This window comes from Algoriphagus kandeliae (assembly GCF_004571135.1).
GTDB classification, from domain to species: Bacteria; Bacteroidota; Bacteroidia; order Cytophagales; family Cyclobacteriaceae; genus Algoriphagus; species Algoriphagus kandeliae.
In genome coordinates, this window is the sequence record NZ_SPSB01000004.1 from 651,113 (window position 1) to 670,239 (window position 19,127).

The following is a 19,127-nucleotide window of genomic DNA, read 5'->3' on the forward strand; positions in this document are numbered from 1 at the left end:
GGAATGCTCCCTCTACAAAAAGGTGATATGCTTAAAGATAGGAAAAATGAGCGGAAATGGCAGAATGGTTAGGAAATTCACCCTACATAAGTCATCATACATTCATTATTTTTGAATGATTATTCCTGTATCAACTCCCTAATTTACCTCATAGCTAATATTCTGCCGGATGCTGATAGAGTGCTGTTCGATTCCAAAAATTTTCTCGTAGACCATGTCGTCTTCTCAGGATGGGTAGGAGGTAAAATTGATTGTTTCGGAATTGCTGGAATTGATCATCCAGCGGTTTTTGTTTGGCGAGTTGAATTTCCAGCTGTTTTTCTCCAGAATAAGCGGGGTAGTCAAAGTCCCCCCAAAATTCTTTATTGTATCGCGGTTTACCGACGATAAAAATCCATCCATTATAAAGATCAGGATGATGGGATATGGTCCGGTCGGGAATTGTACCTACGATGGGAGCATAATATTTTTCCGAAAGTTCCTCATTTGATAACACTTTCATATCAAACTGCATCGCATACAGCTCTGCAAACTCTTTGACCTCGCGTATTGTAGGGTTTTCCTCAGTTTCATATCCGAAGTCTGTATATCTTGAAGTATAATTTGCATAAGTAAAAAAATACTTTCCCTCCTGATCTCTCCTAAATTTGACAACTCCCTCTCTGCTTTTTTGTGAATAAGTTTGACCAACATTCATATTTACTCTTTTTTCAGATGGGAAATTTTGCAATAACTCCATCATATGAACCCCATAGTCTTCTTGGTCAATATAAAATACAGCCTCTTCAAGTAAACCATAATGACTGTAGCCCCATTGGTTTGCTTTATTTTTCACACCCCCATTCTTTGCTTTGATTGCTAACACATAAACTTCTCGATCACCTATTTTTCGGCCTCCAAGCAGTTCATAATCAAACCAATTTATTTTGAAGTCCCATAATCGATAGATTAGACTCGGAAAGATTAAATCCCCAACAGCACTTCTTGGTCTCCCAGTCATAGTTGTAAGGATACCATATTCTGACTTCTGAATTTGATCAAAAGCCATAAAATTATAAACATCTCCGCTAGTGCTTGGCTTATTGGAGTGCCTTTGCTGGTAGCCCTCAGAATGCAAGTATCCTTTAGCTCGAGCAAGTCCTTGAATACTGTCATTGACCCAAATCAATTCCCGATAAAACACCTCTACTTCATGGGGTTTTCCATATTGAGTATTCTTCAGGTTTGCTTGCGCCCGTTCTATGATTTTTTTGGGATCAAAATCCAATACGATGGCTTGGTTCAACTCATAATCACTAGGATCTAAAGTTATACTAATAGGCGAATCTTTAAGCTCAGCTACCACTAGTCTTAGGGATTCATAACCAATATGGGAAAAAACCACTTCCATTTGATCCTGGGCATTTTCAGGAAGTTTAAAATTAAATTCACCGCCTAAGTTGCTCACTGTCCCTTTGGCAAGGTCAACGATGATAATATTTACAAAGGGAATAGGATCACCTGTGGATGAATCAGTTACCTGACCTTTAACCAAAGACTGTGACTTTGTTGATAGTGAAAAAAAACATAAGAAAATCCAAAGCAGATATCTTAAATTCATATTAGTTGATTCGCATTAGATAAAACCCTTGTTTTTCATTTTTTTCATCAAAGTATCCATCAGCTAAATAGGCGCCTTCCACTTGTGCATTCGAGTTGCTAATTGGAGCAAGAGCAAACCCAAAAAAGCAAAATAGTAGAATTGGAATTTTCTTTTTCACCATTTTTAAAGTTTAAGTGAAAGAATATTCATTGATAAACTATGAAAAACGTCTTCACAAATCAAAAATAGAAAGAACGAAATCAAAATAAACTATCTATTAAATATTTACGGATTAGTTTATTTGAAATAAACTGAATAACCCTGTAAATCAACTCCTTAAAAAGGATAATCAAATTTTTAATCAAAATAAAAAGCCTCCTGAAATTCTGGAGGCTTGATTAGTTACAGATTAAAAGCTGATTTGATTTTGTCTACATAATCCAGCTTTTCCCAAGTGAAGAGCTCCACATCCAAACTGATCTCATCACGGTAAGGTGAACAGAATCGCTTGGTAACGATTTGCGGTTCTCTACCCATGTGTCCATAAGCTGCAGTTTCCTCATAGATAGGATTTCGAAGCTTTAAGCGCTGCTCAATCGCATAAGGGCGCATATCGAATAATTTACCAATCTTGGTGGCGATCTCTCCATCTGTCATCCCAACTTTGGAAGTGCCGTAGGTATTGACATAGATTCCCATTGGAGCAGCTACTCCAATTGCATAGGAAACCTGTACCAGCATTTCATCTGCTACTCCGGCAGCTACCATATTTTTGGCAATATGTCTTGTGGCATAAGCAGCTGAGCGGTCCACTTTTGATGGATCTTTTCCAGAGAAAGCTCCTCCTCCGTGTGCCCCTTTTCCACCGTAAGTATCCACGATGATCTTTCGGCCGGTCAACCCAGTATCTCCATGAGGACCACCGATCACGAATTTACCGGTAGGGTTGATGTGATATTTGATATCAGAAGTGAAAAGCTGTTGGATATCCGGCGTAAGTCCTGCTTTTACACGGGGGATCAAAATGGAAATCAAATCCGATTTGATTTTTGCCAACATGGCTTCCTCTGTATCAAAGTCATCATGCTGAGTAGAGATCACAATGGCGTCGATTCGCTGCGGCACATTATCATCACTATATTCGATGGTCACCTGAGCCTTGGAGTCAGGACGTAGGTAAGTAATATCCTTATTTTCCCTGCGAAGAGCGGCTAGTTCTCGCAAGATTCGATGGGAAAGATCCAATGCCAAAGGCATGTAATTTTCTGTCTCATTGGTGGCATAACCAAACATCATTCCTTGGTCACCCGCACCTTGCTCTTCTGGGTTTTCTCGCTCTACCCCTTGGTTGATATCGGCAGACTGTTCATGAATCGCAGACAAAACTCCACAGGAATTGCCTTCAAACATGTACTCACTTTTGGTATAGCCGATGCGGTTGATCACATCACGTGCAATCTTCTGCACATCGAGGTAAATATCCGATTTGACTTCACCTGCCAAAATCACCTGTCCGGTGGTCACGAGCGTTTCGCAAGCCACTTTGGAACTTGGATCGAAAGCCAAAAAATTATCAATTAATGCGTCGGAAATTTGGTCAGCGATTTTGTCTGGATGACCTTCTGACACAGACTCTGAAGTAAATAAATAGGGCATAAATTAAATGATTGATGCATTCGTAGATGGAGCGCAAAAATACAGGAACTGAGGGAAATAAAAAACCGGAATTTGAACAGTAGAAAGAGAATCAGAAGCTTGGTATTAGCAAATTTCTCTCCTTTTACAATTATTCAATAAAGCCAATACTCACAGTATCAAAGCTTGCTTCATCGATCAATATAAATGCTCCATTGGATTTGTTTGTTTGATAAGAGTCAAAGTGAATAGGTTTACTCAACCTAAAATGGACCTTACCAATATCATTTAGATTCAATTTTTCAGTCTTTTCCTCACCGGAAAAATCTGCGAAAATCTTTGCTTCAATTTGGTCAACTTTTGCCAAAACACGATTCACTCCATGCTGCAAAATATACTTTTGACCTACTTGTAATTCCTTGGAGTTTACCTGACAAATCGTAGCAGAAATCACCTTCTCACTTTTTGGCTCTTCGCCTACTTTCACAATCATATCACCACGGCTACAGTCTACTTCATCGGCCAAGGTAATAACCACGGATGAACCAAGAGCAGCCGCTTCCAATTCCTTTTCGAAAAAATGAATGCTTTTTATGGTAGATTCAGTACCGGATGGAAGAATTGCTACCCTATCTCCAACCTGCAATTTGTCCCCATACAACTTCCCCGAAAACCCTCTAAAATCATGATGAACCTCAGTTTTAGGGCGAATTACATATTGTACAGGAAATCGAGCTACCGTGCTCTCCTGCAAATCCCGGGGTTCCAAAACCTCCAAATGATCCAATAAAGTATTTCCAAGGTACCAGGACATTTGCTCGGAATTTCGGGCAATATTTTCCCCAAGCAAAGCTGAAACAGGAATAAAGGAAATCTGATCCTCCTCGAAAGAACTTTTAGCAACTAACACATTAAAATCTTCTTTTATTTTCAGAAAAACATCTTCCTGATAATGCACCAAATCCATTTTATTAATCGCAACTACTACATGTGACATTCGCAATAAGTTGGCAATGAAAAAGTGCCTATAGGTCTGCTCAACCACACCTTTCCTAGCATCAATTAGGATGATAGCTACTTGGGAAGTAGAAGCTCCTGTCACCATATTTCGGGTATATTCCACATGACCTGGAGTATCAGCTACAATGAAGTTAGTCTTATCTGTATTGAAATAAATGTGTGCTACGTCGATGGTAATCCCTTGCTCCCGCTCGGCCACCAAACCATCAGTAGCAAGGGAAAAATCAAGGTAGTCATAGCCTCTTTGTCTACTACTCCGCTCGATTGCTTCAATTTTATCGGCAGTCAGGGAATTCGTATCATAGAGCAGACGCCCTATCAAGGTACTTTTACCATCATCCACAGAACCTGCGGTAGCGATTTTGATGAGTTTTCGGTTTTGTATGTCCATTTTTATTGAGTTTCCTAGGGTTAGCTTGATTCACCTTTATTTTTTTGCTTTAGCCGAAATTCGATTAAAACCATAAAAAGATACGCTTCGAGAGATATTGAAAGATATTTTGCCATCGGAAAAAAGATAAGATTGGAATCTATCTTGCCGATTGATCGGCATCTCTTTTTCTATCTGCGCAGCTATCTTTTTTATCAAAGAGTTCCAAGTCAAAAATACACTTGGTACTTACTACTTTGTACTTTGTACTTTAGAAGTATCCTACCTTCTTCCTCGTCTCCATCGCGGCCTCAGATCGCTTATCGTCAATCCGGGCTCCTCGCTCGGAGATGGTGGATTCTCGGATTTCAGCCACGACATCATCCAAAGTAGTTGCTTCTGAAAGGACTGCAGCAGTACAAGTCATATCTCCCACCGTGCGGAAGCGAACCCATCTTTCAACAACCTCTTCATGAATTTCACGGAATACATGTTCATTTGCTGTCCAAATCAAGCCGTCCCGAAAAAACACCTCCCGCTTGTGTGCGAAATAAATACTAGGAATAGAGATATTTTCAGTCTTGATATACTCCCAAACATCCAGTTCAGTCCAGTTAGAAATAGGGAATACACGAACATTTTGGCCTAGATGAATTTTCCCATTAAGCATGTCAAAAAGCTCAGGACGTTGATTTTTTTCATCCCATTGCCCAAAGTCATCTCGTACAGAAAAGACACGCTCCTTGGCTCGGGCTTTTTCCTCATCTCTTCTCGCTCCTCCTATACAGGCATCGAACTTGAACTCCTCTATAGCATCCAAGAGGGTGGTTGTTTGAAGACTATTTCGACTGGCATAGCGGCCTTTCTCTTCGCGAACTTTTCCCTGATCTATAGAATCCTGAACCTTCCGAACGATTAACTCCAATCCTAATTCTTGGACCAATTGGTCTCTAAATTCGATAGTCTCGGGAAAGTTATGCCCGGTATCCACATGTAAGAGCGGAAAGGGAATTTTTGCAGGAAAAAAGGCTTTCTGAGCCAATCTGACCAAGGTAATGGAGTCCTTTCCTCCTGAAAATAAAAGAACAGGACGCTCAAACTGCGCCGCTACTTCACGAATAATGTGAATAGACTCAGCTTCTTTGGGATTGGGTATAAATAGGTTCATAGGAAATACGATTTACGAAGTACGATTTACGTGTTTGAGCGTCATTGCGAGGGCCCAAACAATCATTTCATTTATTATTTTTTTAACTGGCCCGAAGCAATCTACATTACAATTCCTCTCCTAGGAGACTGCTTCGCCCTTCGGGACTCGCAGTGGCGATTCACCGGGCATGCAACCCACACTCCTTTTTTGAATCTTCCCACCACCATCGGCCAGATCGAGGGTTTTCTCCAGGGAAAATGGCTCGGGTACAAGGAGCGCATCCGATACTGATAAATCCCTTATCGTGAAGCGGATTGTAAGGAATCTGATGTTCCTCGATGTAAGCCAGCATCTGATCAAAGTTCCAGTCCAGTAAAGGATTGTATTTTAGGATCTGATTGGATTCATCCCACTCAATAATTTTCATGGCACTTCGATTCGAACTTTGCTCCGCACGAAGACCGGTAATCCAAACCTCATTTCCCGCCAATGCTCTTTTCAAAGGTTCCACTTTGCGGACAAAGCAGCAGGATTTTCGATTTTCAACAGACTCATAAAAACCATTAATCCCTTGGTCTGAAACCAATTTTTCAACCGACTCCCGTTCGGGATAATATACATTGATGCGAGTTTTGTATTTGCTTTCAGTCCTAGCCAAGAGCTCCAATGTTTCAGGAAATAATCTTCCTGTATCAAGGGAGAATATTTGAATGGGCAAGTTTTGAGAGGCAATCATTTGCGTAATCACTTGATCCTCCTGACCTAAAGAGGTAGAAAAAACCACTTTATCGGGAAAAAGATCCGAGATCAAGGATAATCCTTCCATAGGATTCAGATATCGAAACTTTGCTTCAAGTTCATGCATATTTTTTCTCAGACTCATGTTCTTTGGCTTTAGTTGCGGATTCCCAAACCCGCTCATGTAGGTAGTACAATAAGATTTTAGAAATGACTTCCACCGAGCCGATAGACAAGGCCATAGTTAATTGTCCAGTAATCAAAAAGGATATGATGATGGTGTCGAGCGTACCGACAATTCTCCAAGAAATAGACTTGAGTAAACTTTTCAGATTACTGTCAGAGCCTCTCTTAGAGACAAACCAATTTTTAATAGGCTGATCTAAAATCATAAAACTATGAACAGGTATAAACCCCAAAAGTATATAAACCCTATCTTTTTTATAGAGTTTATAGGAAAAAAATTTTATTCTCCTAGCAAAATATCCGCTAAAGTCTTGTTTTCCAGTATTTTAAGCGTCTCGTCTCGAACCTGGACCATGACCTTATTAATCCCACAAGTGGCTTCATCTTTGCATTCGGAGCAAGGTTCATAGTAGTTGAGACTAACACAAGGAAGTAAGGCAATAGGCCCATCGAGTAGTCGGATGACTTTGGAAAGTGGAATCTCCTTGGGTTCCTTGATCAGGTAGTAGCCCCCGCCTTTTCCTTTTTTGCTACCGAGGATCCCGGCCTTTTTAAGTTCCAGCAGGATGTTCTCCAAAAATTTATGAGAGATGCCATATTCCTCAGCAATGTCATGGATCAAAACTGTTCCTTCATCCTTGTGTTTACCCAGATAGGTCAAAGCATGAAGGGCGTACTTGGTCTTTTTGGAAAGCATGTCCAAAAATAAAAGAAATGAATCAATACCCTAGTATGGATGTAGGGAATAAAAAAATCCCCGACAAATTGACGGGGATAAGTTTTAAAAACCCTCCAAGGGATTTGAAACCCTTGGAGGGTTATTTTGTGGATAAATAGGTTTTTCAACCATAAAAACCATTCTTTTGAGTTTGTTGCAAAAGTTAGGTGCCTGTTAAGCCCAAATAACTCTACCACCCAAAGCTAGCCAAACGTTTATATATTTGACTTAAAACTTTCATTTGGACCAAAAACCAATAGTGAAACGGCAACCAATATTTTTTTGCTATACCTTTTATTCGATTCCTCCTTTCAAGAATAAGGACCTAAATCTATGCAAGAAGCACATTACTTAATTTTCAATTTCAAAACCAAGATTGCATCCTCCTCATTTTCATTTAGGTTCTTAAAATCAACATTGTTAGAAACTAAATTAAATTCAAACGTCTCATTTTCCTGAATTATCCGGAAAAACTTATACTTCTGAATATACATGAAAAAATACTCATCATTGGCAAATATCGGCCCCTCTAAATGTTTCAGGTAGTCAGCTTTCCTACTTAGAAAAGTCTTATTTGTTTTTTTATTGTAGTAACCTAGCCTCGGATCAACAGGAGAAGTAGGGGTGCCGGATTGAGCCAAATTAATACTAAAAATTAAATAGTCTTTATTCTCTTCATAATATTTCCTTAAGAAGGTAAGTCTTCCTGTCGCCAAAGATTGAAAATATCCATTTAAATCATGTCTATTTTCTTCTGGCCATAACTCATTGTTTCTTTCGAATCTATATTTTTTATAGGGTAATAAATCATTTGAAAAAGAATAGATTATAGACGAAGCCGGTTCATTAAAAAGAATACCACTATTACTTTTGGTTAAGTGGCCCGAAATATTAAGTAATCCCATTGGAAACATATCATTCGGGAAAGGAAAATGAGTAGAAAGGGAATCACCAGTAAAACTATAAATCCCAAAATTCCTATTGATGGTATTAAAATATGTCAAAGACAAAAATAATTTATTATCAAAGATCGCGAGTTGATCAATCTGCTCACCAATCTTAGTAGCTTCTACAAAATTACCGTTTTGATCATACCTTGATATTTTCATTTGACTGTAACTAGCTAAACCAATATGGCCAGTTTTGGAATCAATTGAAAAGTCTACTATCTCTGGAATTTCATCAGGGCCTTCTCCTATTCTTCCAATTTGTGTTATGTAATTTCCTTTCAGATCAAACTTGGCTAGATTGTTAAATGATGGATCTAGAGCAAACAAATGGTCATCGAAAATTTCAAATCTTCTCAGGCTACCTAAATAGCTACCTTCTGGGAGTTGCAACTCAATAATTTCATCAACAGAAAATAGATCGAAAAAGTCTGATTCTTCAAGGTTTTTATTGTCAGATAAATCTATAATCGTGGGACTGTCATCAAATTCATTTGACTCGAAAACTTCACTTTTACACCCCATCCAACATATAATCGTAATCAATATAAAGTACTTTCTCATTATCATTCCATGTATAAATTAGAGGACACCTACTGGTGCCCTCTTTATAAGTTAATTAAATTGTTTCACCTTCTTCTGGGCATCTTACAGGATTGCAGCCTGCCAAATAATGATCGAGGCCACTGCATTAAAAAACCTTCTAGCTCTAGAAAAGCTTTAGCAAAAGAATGATAAAACAAATCACTGCTAAACCCGACAAAGTCGTAAATAACACTTCTACTTTAAGCTTTTCATTGTCTGCTTGTCTTACTGCGTCAACTAATTTCTTTACCCTAATGAAGAGCAAATATCCAATCAATGGAATAAAGAAGAATAAGACTTTCATTCTAAGAAACAGCTGCTAAACAAGTGCTAAAAGAAACAACAGCTATGGCTACTCCAATCGGTCCAAGGGCTCTTTTAGCGACCACCCCAAATGCTTTTTTAATAGCTTTCTTCGACCACTTTGAGGCATTTGAACTTCCTAAGGCCCACAATATATCTGCACCAATTGCTGCCATTCCACAGTTAAAAACATCCTGACTTGTAATAGCTAAGGCTGGAGTGATCAAAATATCACTAAAATGGAAAGAGGTGAAATTTGATCTTTCTACATTGGCCATGGTCGAAACTAAGGGTATCAAATCCAATTCTGCCCCCCCTTCGTGTGATATCATTTCGTCTATTTCTAATTCCGAGAAACCTTTTCTTTTCAAATAATTCTTGGCCTCATGAACGGCGGGTGCCATTACATTTAAGAGCTCATTTGTATTAAATTCAACTAATAGGCCATTCGAAGGCGCTCCCTGAAGATTATATATCGGTTCTAGGTTGTAATTTTCCAAAGTAGCAACTAGTGAATTAAGATTATCTACCGTACTAAGGATATGATTACGATCAGCTTGAGATAATTCGCCACCTCCATCAACAGGAGCAAGAATCAATTGCTGAGTTTGGTCATTGGAAAGACGATAATTCAAACCATTTTCGGAAATATCTTTAAACTTTAGTTTAAAATTTCCAATACTGTTTGTTAAAACCTTGAACTTTCCTGAATAATCGGTGAAGGTTGGATCACTCTCATCAGTACATGATGGAGCCATTAAGATAAACGCAGCCACTCCCATCTTTAAAATTAAAAAAAAGACAAAACCTCTGATAAATTGAACGAGACTCTAGCTAAGAAATTTAAATAATCCATTTTTCATAGTTCTTAGAATTTAAAATTAAAGGATTGAATAAAAAGCCCTTTGCGCATTGAACTTGAACTAAAATTATCCCCCCCCAATTTTAAAACGCAAGCATTCTACTAATTTTTATTTATCAACTAATTACAACTTATTGATTATCAACTATAAAAATTTTAATTAGTTAAATATTCAAATTTTCAATAGCATGAAATGCATTTTATTATCAAACCCTAAGTTTTGAGGTATCAATAAATCCCTTAAAGGGATGAATAAAAAATCCCCGAAGATTGACGGGGATTAGTTTTAAAAACCCTCCGAGGGATTCAAACCCTCAGAGAGAGATAACTTTGCCTAAACCTTCGGGTCCCGATTGCTATCGGGATTAGAAACCCCAAAGGTTAAATCATCTCAACGCTTCTTTTTACAAAGGCGGTCAAATCTTTACCTGTCAGCAAGCCTTGAGAAAGTTTGGCCAAGTCAAAAGCTTGCTTAGCCAATATAAGCCGGGCTTCTTCTCCCTCTGCTTTCAGAATCTTGTCAACCAAAGGATGGTTTCCGTTGATCGCAACCTTGTAGCTATCCGGCATATTGCCATAGAAACTCATCGGCCCGCCTCCGGTCTGTGCCATATCCTTCATTCTGCGCATCCACTCTTCCATGGTGATGGTTACCGGCATTTCCTCCGGACTCAATCCCTCCACTTCCACAGAATAGGATTTGTTGTCGATCGCTTTTTCGAAGAGTTCTTTCACCTGCTTGCTTTGCTCTTCAGTCAGCAAATTGGCATAAGAATCTTCTTTTTGAATCAACTTCTCTACTACATCTGCATCGACACGCTTGAGTTGGGTTTTGTCAAGCTTGGTTTCGATATGCTGGATAAAATGGCTGTCAATCGGAGAATCCATCACCAAGACATCATAACCTTTAGCATTGGCAGAAGCGATAAAGCTATCCTGCTTGTCCACATCAGTGGCATACAAGAAGATGGTCTGATCATCTTTGTTGGTCTGAATAGCTTTCACTTTTTCCGTGTATTCATCCAAAGTGAAATACTCGTCATTGGTATTTTTCAGTAAGGTAAATTCCTTACCTTTTTCGTAGAATTTATCTTCGGAGATCATTCCGTATTTCACGAAAAGACCGATGTCATTCCACTTAGCCTCATAAGCTTTTCGATCTTTCTTAAATAGTTCGGAAAGTTTGTCAGCTACCTTTTTGGTAATGTAGTTGTTGATCTTCTTCACATTTCCATCCGCCTGCAAGAAGCTTCGGGATACGTTCAACGGAATATCCGGAGAATCAATCACCCCATGAAGCAGCATGAGGAATTCGGGAACGATATCCTTCACCTCATCAGTAATGAATACCTGACGGCTAAAAAGCTTGATCTTATTGCGCTGCAATTCAAATTCATTCTTCACCTTAGGGAAATAAAGCACCCCTGTCAGGTTGAATGGATAGTCTACATTCAAGTGAATCCAGAAAAGCGGATCCTCACTCATTGGATAGAGTTCCTTATAGAAAGCTAGGTAATCTTCATCCTTCAGGTCGCTTGGTGACTTCGTCCAAATCGGAGAAGTGGTATTGATGATATTATCCACTTCCACGGACTTCCACTTTTTGTTTCCGTCCTTATCTACTCCATCTTCTACGGATTCGCTCTTGGTGCCAAACTTGATAGGCACTGGCAAAAACTTGCAGTATTTGTCCAGAATCCCCTGAAGCTTCCACTTATCGAGAAACTCCTCAGAATCCTCATTGATGTACAAAATCACATCAGTTCCGCGATCCTTGCGCTTTCCTTTTTTGATTTCGAATTCGGTGCTTCCATCACAGGTCCAAATAGCTGGCTCAGCTCCATCCTGATAGGAAAGGGTGTGGATTTCCACTTTTTTGGCCACCATAAAGGCAGAGTAGAAACCTAAACCAAACTTCCCAATGATTTCATTGGCATCTTTGGCATCTTTGAATTTCTCTACGAATTCGGTAGCTCCAGAGAAAGCAATCTGATTGATGTACTTTTTGATCTCCTCGGCAGTCATTCCGAGCCCTTTGTCAGAGATGGTGATGGTTTTCTTTTTCTCATCAAAGGAAACCTCCACAGTGATATCACCCAATTCGCCGGTGTACTGACCTAATGTCGCGAGTCGCTTGATTTTCTGAGTAGCATCGACGGCATTGGAAACCAATTCACGAAGAAAAATCTCGTGATCAGAATACAAGAATTTTTTAATGATCGGGAAAATATTCTCGGTATGAATCGAGATGGTACCTTTTTCCTGCATGGTATAAATCAGTTTAAGTGAATACAATTATTGACACAAGGGAATTATCAATGCCTGTTCCAATCGAGAAAAAGTGACAAGTTGGCAGAATGAGTTATTGGAGAATACACTCCCTTTGGTCGGGAAATAGGCCTTCGGCGAAATACATTGAAATATACTTCGCTGCGCTCAGTGAGATACGCCTTCGGCGAGATAAGCTCTCCTTCGTCGAGCGAGATATGGCTTCGCTAAAAATATGCTTCGCGAAATACAATGGAAATAGACTTCGCTGCGCTCAGTGAAATACGACTGCGGCGAGATAAATTAACATACAGCTTCGCTGAGATCCGTCTGCGGCCATATCGGCTCTCCACTGTCGAGCGAGATAGATCTAAAAATAAACGTGTACTCTTGGAAAAACCATAATTTTAAGGGATATAACAGCTTCAACTATGAAGAATGCCTAGAAAAATATTATTTGTCCACTTAACCTTTTGATAATCAAAAATTCGCCATTTGATAACTTTGAAGAAATCAACTACACTATTTTTGGTGTGATCGACATTTTTTTGTTACCTTATACTTGCCAAACAACCTTATTTTCAGACTCTTTCCCGTTCTGGAATTTTCCATTTTTGAAGACAGGAAGGCAAGGATCTAATTTTCAATTTTAAACCTTTAGTAATGCACTCGAAGGAAAATGTTTTTCGTCTTTACCCAAATCTTGGCTATTGGCTAATGTTATTTATCCCGCTTACCATTGCGGGATTCTTTGTCACTTACCTAAGCAAGATTACTTTTCCCCATCCGGGAATAGTCCATATTCATTTTCTATTAATGGCACTTTGGTTGGGATTGATTATTGCCCAACCCCTTCTGATACGGTATAAAAAAGTAAAACTCCATCGAAGCTTAGGTAAACTCAGCTACCTCATCGTTCCAATGGTCATCATCTCTACCTGGCTGATGATGCGGCATTCCTACCAAACGCAACTTTTTGCTTTTCCGCAACAGGTTGATGCTGGCATAGCAAGTGTAAGCTTGGAAGAAGCGCAGGGACAAATTGCAGCCTTTCTTTCTATTGCATTCATTTACCTGATTTGGTTGACGGTCTTTTATTCATTAGCCATCATCAATCGAAAAAAACCAAGCCTTCATGCCCGTTGGATGATAGCTGCATCTCTAACTTTCCTTGGTCCAACCGTTGACCGAATTCTGCTCTTCCTATTTGACATTTACTATCTGGCACCGGGAGTTCCTGTTGAGGTTCTCGCCTTTGTTTTGATTGATTTAGCACTGATTATCCTAATTTGGAAAGACCTTCGAAATCATCGAAATATCCTTCCATTTGGCACTGCCTTGGTACTTTATGTGCTTTTACAGCTTTTCCATTTGACGCTAAATGAGACAGTCATTTGGGAAAAAGTAGTCCGATTCTTACTAGCCTGATTTAATCCTTATGACACAAAAACCCCTAATTCTCGCCTTGCTTCTTCTAGCTTTTCCTTTCATTGGCTTTTCTCAAACGGTGGAGGGCATAAAAGGAAGAGCCTTTGATTTCCTTGAAACCTTGGAAGAATCTCAGCGAGATCAAGTGATCATATCAATGGAAGATTCAGAGAGAGTTACCTGGACCAATCTTCCTGTTGGTTTGGCTCCAAGATCAGGCCTTCGCTATGGTGATCTCGGAGACAAAAGTAAAATCGCCTTTCATAAATTATTGAGTGAATTACTCAGTTCCCAAGGATACCTGAAAGCATTTGCCATTATGCAGGTAGACGATATACTCCATGAGCTTTTTGAGCTGAAATATCAGCGGGGAGAAATCAACGAGAACAGTATCCAAATGATCCGCGGACTGAACTGGGACTATGGAAACTATTATGTTTTGCTAGCCGGGAACCCTGAATCCGACAGGAATTGGGGAGTCAAATTTGAGGGGCACCACCTTTCCTTAAACCTGACAGTTTCTGGTGATGAATTTAGCATGACACCTCTATTCTTGGGATCGGATCCAGCTGTGGTAGAAGAAACACAATATGCGGGACTTCGACCTTTAAGTAAGGAAGAAGATTATGGATTTTGGTTTGTCAACTCGCTGAATGATGAGCAAAAATCCATAGCAACTTTGGAAGGAAAGGTCCCTGGAGATATTATCACAAGTCCAGACCGACCTCAATGGCTGGAGGAGTTCCAAGGCATTAAAGGAAGTGATCTCTCAGAGGCACAGCAGCAAATCTTGCATTATCTAATCGAGGAATATATTGGAAATCTCAACCACCCCAAAGCAAATGAATACCTCGCTATGCTTCATGCCAAAGGCATGGATGAGGTCTATTTTGCTTGGATTGGAAGCTATGAACCGATGAAACCACATTATTACGTGATTCACAGTCCAGACTTCCTGATTGAATATGACAATGTAGGCTTCCTGGATAATGCGAATCACATTCATTCCATTTGGAGGGAAAATGGAAATGATTTTGGAGAGGATATCCTCAAAAATCACCGAATGGCACATCATCATTAAAAAATTGCTTTCAAAAGCTAAAACCCATTAATTGAACATGAAAAATTCCCTGATCATCTTGATATTTTTCTTAGGGATTTGGCAAAATACCCTGGGACAGGAACGTCCTCAAATTGAAATCCAAACCAGCATGGGGAATCTGACCGTGGAGCTTTACCATGAGACCCCTCAACACCGAGATAATTTCCTTAAACTGGTCCAAGATGAAATTTATGACAGCCTACTTTTTCATCGGGTCATTCAAGAATTTATGATTCAGGGAGGGGATACAGAAAGCAAAAATGCAGCAGCAGGAGAAGCTTTGGGGAGTTCCGCCCTTCCTTATCAAGTTCCCGCCGAATTCCATCCGGATCTTTTCCATAAAAAGGGAGCTTTGGCAGCTGCCCGAACCAATAATCCGCAGCGGGCTTCCAGCAGTACTCAGTTTTATTTGGTTCAGGGAAAAATCCAAAACGACAGCCTTCTGGCTCACAATGAAGGTCGCATTAATACCTTCATTCAACGACATTACGCAGTAAATAACCCAAATAATAAGGCCTTGCTTGACTCCCTAAACCAAGCACGCGAGCTAAAGGACACCTTGCTTGTTCGTGCTTTATCCGAAAAATGGGAAACTAGACTAGCAAATCAGGAATTTGAAAAATATACCATTCCAGATTCCCATAGAAAGATCTATCAAGAAATAGGAGGCACTCCGCATTTGGATCAAAACTACACGGTTTTCGGGCAGGTGATTTCAGGCGTGGAAGTCATTGATGCAATTGCAGCAGTGGAAACAGATCAACGGGATCGTCCTCTGGAAAATGTCTATATCCTAAAAATGAAATGGTTGAACCCAGCTAATCCCTAAAAAAAATGAAGAAAGTATTCCCCATAGTAATCCTGACGGCTTTTCTGATTTCCTGTAAAAAGGAAATAAAAACGGAAACGGCTAGCAGCTCATTGCCTAACATCGTTTTCATTTTCACCGATGATTTGGGTTATGGGGACTTGGGATGCTTTGGGGCCACTGACATATTGACTCCCAATATTGATCGAATGGCCGAGGAGGGGATTAAATTCACCAATTTCCTTTCGGCTTCACCTGTTTGTAGTCCCTCCAGAGCAGGATTACTTACCGGAAGAATGCCTCAGCGCATGGGAATCAATCAGGTATTTTTTCCTGAAAGTTTTACCGGGATGGATCCTGAAGAAATCACTTTTGCGGAAGTCCTGAAAGGAAAAGGCTACCAAACTGCCATCGTCGGAAAGTGGCATCTTGGACATCGAGAGAAGTTTTTGCCGCTTAACCAGGGTTTTGACAGCTATTACGGGATTCCATATAGCAATGACATGGAATCCGTAGTCTACATGAAAGACAATGAGGTGGACTCCATCCAAGTCAATCAGCGCTATACCACTCAAACCTACACCCATAAATCTCTGGAATTTATAGATCAGGCAGCTGGCAGCCCATTTTTGCTCTACTTGGCGCATAACATGCCCCATGTACCCATCTATGCCTCGCCTGCTTTTGAAGGCACTTCCCAGCGAGGCTTGTATGGCGATGTCATCCAAGAAATCGACTGGAGCATAGGTCAAATTCTCAAGAAGTTGGAAGAAAAAGACCTACTAGAAAATACCCTGATTGTCTTTTCTTCAGACAACGGCCCTTGGTTGGTGATGGAAGATCATGGTGGTTCGGCAGGACCGCTTCGAGAAGGAAAGCAATTCACTTTTGAAGGAGGAGTTCGGGTGCCGACAGTGGCTATGTGGAAGGGAAAAATTGATCCAGGTCAAGTTTATGAAGACTTGGCTACCCAAATGGATTGGTTTCCGACTTTTAGCAAACTGGTAGGTGCAGAAATCCCACAAGATCGTGCCATTGACGGTAAAGATCTCAGTGCTGTTTTATTCGAAAATGGATATCGAGAAGGAGATGATTTTATTTATTACATGGGAGCTGATCAGCGAGCCTATCAGCAAGATGGCTGGAAAATCAAAAGACCATTTAGAGGATTTCAGGGTGCTCCTTGGATGAGAGGTGTACCAGCACATGACACTCTCCTTTTCAACCTTCGCTTAGATCCGGGTGAGACCAACAATTTGGCCAAGGAGAATCCCGAAAAGTTAGCTCAAATGATGCGAGCCATGGATTTGGCAGTACAGCAACTTGGGCCTCTACCGCCCAGCTTGGTAGTAAGAGGAGCTCAGGACAATAGTCATTATGAGTATCTGAATCAAAAAAGACAGAAAGAATGATCCGATGTGCCATCATATTATTTTTTTTCATGGCTTCCTTCCAGGCATTCAGCCAAAGCAAGTGGATGCAGGAAATTGATAGCCTTTGCAACCTATCTTTTGAAGCTTACGGAGATTACGAGTTTGAAAAAGCGATCTCATTTGCAGATCAGGCAATATTAATCAGCCAAAAGAGGAACTATGAGGAGGGGCTATTGAAAAGTAATTTTTATAAAACTATAGCCGAGGAGGAGCTGAACCCTTCAAGTTTTGACCCGAATGGGATGGAACAAATGATCCCTCAACTTCAGCAAGCAGGCTTTGATTCCGAAGAGGCAAGAGCCTATACATTTCTGGCAGGTATTTACTCATTTTTTGGAGATATCGAGCGATCTATTGAAAACCATCTACTAGCACTTTCTATCTATGAAAGACTAAACGATGCCTTAGGAATAGCCAGTGTTCACAACAATCTGAGTTTGGTTTATTATGACCAACATGATTATGTGGAAGCGTTTAGACATGCCCGGATTTCCATGGATATAGAAAAGAAAGAAGGCGATCCACGGCGCATTCATTCAAGCTTAAATAATCTCGCCATCATTTTCGAGCATACAGGACCTGTGGACTCCGCCATTTATTATCACCAAATGGCGCTCGACATGGCTTATCAAATCAAAAACCCTTACTCAATAGGACTTTCATTGAGCAATTTGGGAAACAATTACGCCAACAAAGGAGAATTGGATTTGGCAGAAAAAACCCTTTTGGAAGCACTCAGAATTCGGGATTCCTTGGGTTATTCCCGTGGATTGGCTTACACCCATAATCGGCTTGCAAGTTTGTATTTGCAAAAAAGTAATTATTCTAAATCCAAGTTCCACGCTGAAAAATCCCTGGAAAACGCCCAAAAAGCTTCAGAAGTGAAGGTAATCCGGATGGCCTATGAGCGGTTGACAGAAGTAGCCGAAAAAACCGGAGATGTACGGTCAGAACTCACCTATCTCAAAAAAGCTGCCCAACTCAAAGACAGCATCTTGAATGAATCCAATACCAAGGAAATCACGAAAATGATGGCGAATTATGAATTTGAAAAACAGCAACTTTTAGATAGTATTCAAAATGCCCAACAGATGCGGGAGCAAAGCCTGGTCTTTGATGAGAGACTAAAAGTGGAGCGAAATCAACGCATCATTTTTATGATTAGTGGAGTATTATTTTTGGTTTTGGCAGTAGGCTGGTGGAGACGATATAAATTCATCAAAAAAGCGAGTCATATCATCCGAAAAGAAAAGGATCGGTCTGATAAACTCCTTTTGAATATTCTACCTACCAAAGTCGCTGAAGAGCTCAAAGAAACCGGAAAATCGGAAGCTAGAGACTTTGAAGAAGTGACGGTCATTTTTACTGACTTTGCTGACTTTACCAAAAAAGCCCAGCACCTTTCGGCCAAAGAATTAGTCCATGAGCTCAATATCTGTTTCAAAGCCTTTGACTTGATTATAGAGGAGTTTGGTCTTGAAAAAATCAAAACGATCGGAGATGCCTATTTAGCTGCCGGGGGACTCAACAACCATTCCTGTGTCATGGATGTCATAAACGCTGCCTTGAAAATCAAAGACTTTATCAATCAGCGAAATTTTGACCCTTCCATCCCATCAAAGGTAAAATTTGATATGCGAATTGGGATCAATACAGGTCCAGTAGTAGCTGGAATTGTAGGGATTAAAAAATTCCAATATGACATTTGGGGAGACACCGTAAATACGGCTCAGCGTATGGAAGCAGCCTGCGGATTGAACAAAATCAATATTTCCAAAAGCACATACTCCCGAATCAAGGACAATCCTAATTTATGCTTTGAATTCCGCGGATTGGTCCCTGTGAAAGGCAAAGGGCCTCTCTCCATGTGGTATGTGGAATCCAGGAAAAATCAAATTCAAAAATTTGAGGCAGTTCATCATGATCGGATTTTTTGATGTTTCCAAGTCTTAGAAAATGGAAATTGTACAATGTCAAGATAATTCCTTAACT

At 40.0% G+C, this 19,127-nt stretch carries 16 protein-coding genes; 5 read left to right on the top strand and 11 right to left on the bottom strand.

What is annotated here, in order from left to right; genetic code table 11:
• Positions 1-154: 154 nt before the first annotated feature.
• The 11 genes from E4S40_RS15280 to htpG all read right to left on the bottom strand — a co-directional run bounded on the left by E4S40_RS15280 (position 155) and on the right by htpG (position 12,364).
• Positions 155-1,600 (bottom strand): carboxypeptidase-like regulatory domain-containing protein, encoded by a 1,446-nt coding sequence (locus E4S40_RS15280; protein ID WP_135076077.1) that lies wholly within the window; start codon positions 1,598-1,600, stop codon positions 155-157.
• Position 1,601: 1 nt separating this feature from the next.
• Positions 1,602-1,763: a hypothetical protein gene (locus E4S40_RS17115; protein ID WP_161971813.1), complete on the bottom strand. Its 162-nt coding sequence runs from the start codon at positions 1,761-1,763 to the stop codon at positions 1,602-1,604.
• A gap of 221 nt (positions 1,764-1,984) precedes the next feature.
• Positions 1,985-3,238 (bottom strand): methionine adenosyltransferase, encoded by a 1,254-nt coding sequence (gene metK / locus E4S40_RS15285; protein ID WP_135076080.1) that lies wholly within the window; start codon positions 3,236-3,238, stop codon positions 1,985-1,987.
• A 130-nt stretch (positions 3,239-3,368) separates the two neighbouring features.
• Positions 3,369-4,628, bottom strand: coding sequence for a sulfate adenylyltransferase subunit 1 (locus tag E4S40_RS15290; RefSeq protein ID WP_135076083.1), 1,260 nt, complete (start codon positions 4,626-4,628; stop codon positions 3,369-3,371).
• Positions 4,629-4,878: 250 nt separating this feature from the next.
• Complete coding sequence (cysD, locus tag E4S40_RS15295; protein WP_135076086.1) at positions 4,879-5,775, bottom strand: sulfate adenylyltransferase subunit CysD; 897 nt, start codon at positions 5,773-5,775, stop codon at positions 4,879-4,881.
• A 160-nt stretch (positions 5,776-5,935) separates the two neighbouring features.
• Positions 5,936-6,640 (bottom strand): phosphoadenylyl-sulfate reductase, encoded by a 705-nt coding sequence (locus tag E4S40_RS15300; RefSeq protein WP_135076089.1) that lies wholly within the window; start codon positions 6,638-6,640, stop codon positions 5,936-5,938.
• Positions 6,615-6,887, bottom strand: coding sequence for a DUF2061 domain-containing protein (locus E4S40_RS15305; protein ID WP_135076092.1), 273 nt, complete (start codon positions 6,885-6,887; stop codon positions 6,615-6,617). The genes E4S40_RS15300 and E4S40_RS15305 overlap by 26 nt, the downstream gene beginning before the upstream one ends.
• Before the next feature lie 74 nt (positions 6,888-6,961).
• The gene (locus E4S40_RS15310) at positions 6,962-7,378 is read right to left on the bottom strand and encodes an RrF2 family transcriptional regulator (protein ID WP_135076095.1); all 417 of its coding nucleotides are present in this window, start codon (positions 7,376-7,378) and stop codon (positions 6,962-6,964) included.
• 368 nt (positions 7,379-7,746) lie between these two features.
• Positions 7,747-8,910, bottom strand: coding sequence for a 6-bladed beta-propeller (locus E4S40_RS15315; protein ID WP_161971814.1), 1,164 nt, complete (start codon positions 8,908-8,910; stop codon positions 7,747-7,749).
• Positions 8,911-9,236: 326 nt separating this feature from the next.
• Positions 9,237-10,010, bottom strand: coding sequence for a hypothetical protein (locus E4S40_RS15320; RefSeq protein WP_135076101.1), 774 nt, complete (start codon positions 10,008-10,010; stop codon positions 9,237-9,239).
• Positions 10,011-10,477: 467 nt separating this feature from the next.
• Positions 10,478-12,364 carry a molecular chaperone HtpG gene (gene htpG, locus E4S40_RS15325; RefSeq protein WP_135076504.1) on the bottom strand — a complete coding sequence of 629 codons (1,887 nt, stop codon included), beginning with the start codon at positions 12,362-12,364 and terminating at the stop codon, positions 10,478-10,480.
• Between the two features lie 663 nt (positions 12,365-13,027).
• Here htpG and E4S40_RS15330 point away from each other — a divergent pair.
• The 5 genes from E4S40_RS15330 to E4S40_RS15350 are packed head-to-tail and all read left to right on the top strand — an operon-like array spanning position 13,028 to position 19,072.
• Complete coding sequence (locus E4S40_RS15330; protein WP_135076104.1) at positions 13,028-13,792, top strand: hypothetical protein; 765 nt, start codon at positions 13,028-13,030, stop codon at positions 13,790-13,792.
• A gap of 10 nt (positions 13,793-13,802) precedes the next feature.
• On the top strand, positions 13,803-14,873 hold the full coding sequence (locus E4S40_RS15335) for a DUF3500 domain-containing protein (RefSeq protein WP_135076107.1): 1,071 nt from the start codon (positions 13,803-13,805) through the stop codon (positions 14,871-14,873).
• 37 nt (positions 14,874-14,910) lie between these two features.
• The gene (locus E4S40_RS15340; RefSeq protein ID WP_135076110.1) at positions 14,911-15,723 is read left to right on the top strand and encodes a peptidylprolyl isomerase; all 813 of its coding nucleotides are present in this window, start codon (positions 14,911-14,913) and stop codon (positions 15,721-15,723) included.
• Positions 15,724-15,728: 5 nt separating this feature from the next.
• The gene (locus E4S40_RS15345; RefSeq protein ID WP_135076113.1) at positions 15,729-17,114 is read left to right on the top strand and encodes a sulfatase-like hydrolase/transferase; all 1,386 of its coding nucleotides are present in this window, start codon (positions 15,729-15,731) and stop codon (positions 17,112-17,114) included.
• Between the two features lie 29 nt (positions 17,115-17,143).
• Positions 17,144-19,072 (top strand): adenylate/guanylate cyclase domain-containing protein, encoded by a 1,929-nt coding sequence (locus tag E4S40_RS15350; RefSeq protein ID WP_161971815.1) that lies wholly within the window; start codon positions 17,144-17,146, stop codon positions 19,070-19,072.
• Positions 19,073-19,127 lie beyond the last annotated feature (55 nt).